The organism is Pontibacter sp. HJ8 (assembly GCF_054824225.1).
In genome coordinates this window covers 1-4654 of sequence record NZ_JSYF01000236.1, presented here as the reverse complement: position 1 = coordinate 4654, position 4654 = coordinate 1, and the positions used below count along the sequence as shown (strand labels likewise).

Annotated in this window: 4 protein-coding genes; 3 read left to right on the top strand and 1 reads right to left on the bottom strand. The window is 46.0% G+C overall.

The window, feature by feature from the left end; genetic code table 11:
* Window positions 1-229 precede the first annotated feature (229 nt).
* On the bottom strand, window positions 230-580 hold the full coding sequence (locus OB13_RS11105; RefSeq protein ID WP_461490236.1) for a winged helix-turn-helix transcriptional regulator: 351 nt from the start codon (window positions 578-580) through the stop codon (window positions 230-232).
* Window positions 581-763: 183 nt separating this feature from the next.
* Between OB13_RS11105 and OB13_RS11100 the strand changes: the two genes are divergently transcribed.
* From OB13_RS11100 to OB13_RS11090, 3 genes are read left to right on the top strand one after another with little or no spacing between them, the layout of a single operon-like run.
* Window positions 764-1891 carry an NtaA/DmoA family FMN-dependent monooxygenase gene (locus OB13_RS11100; RefSeq protein WP_461490235.1) on the top strand — a complete coding sequence of 376 codons (1128 nt, stop codon included), beginning with the start codon at window positions 764-766 and terminating at the stop codon, window positions 1889-1891.
* 18 nt (window positions 1892-1909) lie between these two features.
* On the top strand, window positions 1910-3265 hold the full coding sequence (locus OB13_RS11095) for an NtaA/DmoA family FMN-dependent monooxygenase (RefSeq protein WP_461490234.1): 1356 nt from the start codon (window positions 1910-1912) through the stop codon (window positions 3263-3265).
* 18 nt (window positions 3266-3283) lie between these two features.
* The gene (locus OB13_RS11090) at window positions 3284-4297 is read left to right on the top strand and encodes an LLM class flavin-dependent oxidoreductase (protein WP_461490233.1); all 1014 of its coding nucleotides are present in this window, start codon (window positions 3284-3286) and stop codon (window positions 4295-4297) included.
* Window positions 4298-4654 lie beyond the last annotated feature (357 nt).

The window sequence follows — 4654 nt, the reverse complement described above, 5'->3', positions numbered from 1 at the left end:
CAACAGGGGTTCGATTCCCCTACGGACTACTACAGTAAAAAAAGCCGCTTCAGCTAAAACTGGAGCGGCCTTTTTGGTTCGATAATTTTCCCCTTCGGTTTTGAATTTTACTATTGGGCCTCTTACTATCTCACTTCTTCAATCACATCACCCTACCATCTTATTTTATTTCCAGCGCTTCAATTAGAATCTACTGACTTTTGACTTCTCCGAGATACTAACCTCAGGATTAATCTTGTTCGAAGATTTTCTTCCGATGATTCAGCCCCCAATCCTTCAAGGCATAAATGATAGGAGACAGAGTATCAGCATAGGGTTCCGGTTTATACAAGATCTTAACCGGGTAATCATTCACTACCACGCGCTTGATTAACTGGTGCTGCTCCAGCTCCTTCAGCTCTTTGGCTAAAACCTTGGGGGTGATGCCTGGAATACTCTCCTGTATGTCAGTGAACCGCTCATTTCCAGTCGTAACCGAAATGATGATGGGCAACTTCCATTTGCCATTGATCACGTCCAGTGTATCCCGCACCGGCTTCACCGTGCTCAGGCAATCATTGCATGCTTTTTTTGCTGCCATTGTTTCTTATTGACGATATTTCACTTTCCTTTAGGAAAGTACTATACAAAGGAAAGTGTATTTTCGTAATTTTGCAACAGCATTCTTTACAAGAGCCTTTAGAATGATTCGAACAACGTCGCTCAATACTCACCCATGGAGGAGTTTCAGCATAGGTAGAATCAGGCATCAATAGTAGTTGAAATGGAAAACAGAAAAAAGTTAAAGCTGGCGGCCAATATTGACGGTCTAGGATGGAATCATGTGGGCTGGCAGCATCCCGATATGCCGGCTGATGCCAGTGAGAACATTGATTTCTATATCCAACAGGCAAAGCTCGCCGAAGCAGCCAAGTTTGACACGCTCTTTCTGGTCGATGTGAGCCATGTAGGCCCTGGAAACATACCGCATTACCTGAGCATGTTTGAAGGTGTTTCCGTCATGTCTGCGCTCAGCATGCACACCCAAAGAATCGGGCTATCGGTTACCGTGTCCACTTCATATGCCGATCCTTACAGCGTAGCCCGCCAAATCCTGTCATTGGATAAGATAAGCAAAGGCCGTGCGTCTTTAAATGCCATTACCTCAAACCCGGGAGGCATGGTCAATTTCAGTCGCGGCCATCTCGGTAAGTCAGACCAATACCCCATGAATAAAGAATTTATGGAGATCTTGTTGGGGTTGTGGGATACCTATGAAGACGATGCTTTCATCCGGGATAAAGAGAGTGGCTTGTTTTTAAATCCATCAAAGATGCATCGGGTGAATTACCGGGGGAAATATTTCCAGGTCTACGGGCCTTTAAATCTTAGTCGCTCCGTTCAGGGGCGACCGGTATTATACACAGCAGGCACTTCGCAAACGTTCATGGATCACGCCACCAGCTATACAGACGGTATGTTTACCCATGGCAGTACACTAGAGGAAACAGTGGCAATTGCCAACGAATTAAGACGGCAACTAATTGAAAAAGGCAGAAGGCCGGAAGACTTTATCGTATCAGTCGCACAAAATCCGATTGTTGGCAGGACAGATCAGGAAGCCCTGGAAAAATACATGGAACTGTTACGGTTGATTCCCAAAAACAGCCTCCCGCGTCCACTATTTTTTGGATCAGCCGAGAAAGTTGCCGATCAGGTACAGCAGTGGTATGACCAAGGAGCAATAGATATGTTGATACTCCGGCAGGATCATCCCCATGGCTTGCGGGATTTCATTGAATTAGTCGTGCCTATTCTGCAGGAACGCGGCATATTCCGCACCGAGTATGAATCTGATACTCTGAGGGGCCAACTGGAGTTGCCCAAGCCGGCATTTAGAAAGATAACCTAAATAAACGAACTGAATATTGTGAGTAAAGATAAAAACAAACAAATGCATATCATCGCCCAGCTTTCCAGTGGGCAGGGCCTGGAGCAGGGCGGTTGGCGGTGGCCAGGGGAAGATAAAGCGGCCTTTATTAATGAAGATGTCTTCATCAAAGGGGCGCAGCTGGCCGAAAAAGGAAAGTTTGATGGATTCTTTTTAGTAGATGTCCCGGCAATAAGCCCCGATATAGCCAAAACCCCACATGGTAGCAGTTTAGACCCTATTGTCCTGATGGCCTTGATGGCCAAGGCGACCGAACAGGTTGGACTTATCAGTACCATGTCCACTTCCATCAATGAACCTTATAGTATTGCCCGCACCATGCGGTCACTGGATCTGGTCAGCAAAGGAAGGATGGGCTGGAATGTGGTAACGACCGGTGCTCCTAATGCTTTGCTAAACTACTTTGCCGGAACACCAGAACATAGTCCGAAGCATGCCCGCTCTACGGAGGTATGGGAAGCCGTGCTCCGTCTGTGGGGGAGTTGGCCAGAAGGGGCATTGAAATTAGACGTAGAATCCGGGCAATTTGCGGATGACAAACTTATTAAGCCCATCAACTTCCAGGGAGAATATGTCTCCTCCAGAGGCCCCATCAATCTTCCGCCTTCGCCGCAGGGCATGCCGGTGGTGTTTACGGCTGGCGGCGGTCAATATGGGTATAATTTTGCTGCTACCAAAGCCGATGCCATGTATGGCAACCCGCCTACCCTGAAATATGCCGTCGCTTCTTGGCAACAACTATCCGTCAGTATTAAACAGGCCGGAAGGAATCCGGATGATTTCACGATTTTCAATGGCATCGGAGTTTCCATTGCTTCCTCCGAAAAAGAAGCCCTGGAAAGACGGGCAGCGTTAGATGAGTTGGGTGATCCAGCTGCGAGACAGCAATACCTAAGCCATATGTTGAACATACCAATTACAGGACTGGATATTGATGCTCCGATTCCGGAACGCTTATTGAAACTCGCACGTCCTAACCGCTCTGACCTCCGCTCCCAGTACGCCTACGACCTGGCTATGAAGGGCTTCACCATCCGACAGGTGCTGGCACATGGCCCTATCAACTACCACCCTGTTTTCCTGGGAACACCTGAAAGTATCGCGGATAAACTCCAGCAATGGTTTGAAGCCGGGGTAGGGAAAGGGTTTAACATTATCGGGGATTCGGGTTTAAGTTCGCTGGCTGATTTTGTGGATCAGGTGGTGCCCATCCTACAAAAAAGAGGCTTGCTTCGTACGGAGTATACCGGCTCTACGCTACGGGAGCACTTAGGTCTGGCTTACCGGAACGGTTTTGCTGCATTTGAGAAGAAAGATCAGGTTGCAACAGATTAATAAATATTTGAAAAAATTATGGACAACAAAAAGATAGCCTATTCCATTTTAGAACTTGCCATTGTATCGCAGGGAGAAACCATACAACAGACACTGCACAATTCATTGGCCTTAGCCAAAGAAGCGGAAGCACATCACTACAAACGCATCTGGTTTGCCGAGCATCATAATTCAGATAATATTGGCAGTAGTGCTACCTCACTGCTCATTGGATACGTGGCCGAAAACACCACTTCCATCCGGGTAGGTTCAGGTGGTGTGATGCTTCCCAATCATTCGCCTTTGATTGTAGCCGAACAGTTTGGCACATTGGCCCATTTATACCCGGGCCGCATTGATTTAGGGCTCGGAAGGGCACCTGGTACCGACCAGGCCACTGCTCGTGCTATCCGGTCAGATTTCATGGAGGCGGCCCATTCCTTTCCCCGGGAAATTGAAAAGATTCAGCAGTATTTTTCCAAAGAAAATAAAGAAGCGAAAGTAAGGGCTCCCATTGCAGAAGGTACAGCTGTTCCGCTGTACGTATTAGGCTCGACGACCGATAGTTCCCATATAGCGGCTGAAAAGGGATTGCCATACGCTTTTGCCAGCCATTTTGCATCCACGCATTTACACAACGCTTTGCGAATCTATGAGCAGGAGTTTCAACCTTCCGAGTTTTTAGATAAACCCTATACCATCGCCGGTGCGAATGTTTTAGTGGCTGATACCGATGAAGAAGCGGAAAAACTATTCACTTCCTTAATCAGAATGTTTGTGGGTGTATTAACCGGATCCAGAGACCCTTTACACCCACCTACCGAATTCACCGAGGAGTTGAAAGGAGTATTGCAGCATCCAACTTTACAACAAATGCTCCGATATTCCTTTGTAGGTAGTAAGCAAACGGTAAAAACGCAGATTCAGGAATTTCTGGAAGAAACGGGGGTGGATGAATTGATAACGGTATCCACCATGTACGACATAAATGACCGCCTGAAATCTACCCGACTACTAGCAGAAATAATGAGGGAGATAAATGAAAATAGATAAAGGAGGGAAGGCACAATTGATTGACCAATTAGAAGAAAGTAGGCTGCTGTAATACAGAATTAAAGCTTTATTTAAAACAATTAGCTTCCTGCTCCTATCCTACGCCTAGAAAACCACTTAAGGATGTCAGATCATTGTGGAAAAGGTTCTATAATTTGATCCTACGGTCTACTCGGTAGTTAAAAAAAGCCAGCACTTTATGGAAAGTGCTGGCTTTTTTTAACTACCGGAGTAACAGAAATACCAAAAGTTTTAGATTCTAAATTTAAACCGATACTGAAAAAGTAGTCCGTATATTTAAGGACAAATATAGTAATACAAATCACATCACATTTTAAAACAGACTCTTGGTTCCAA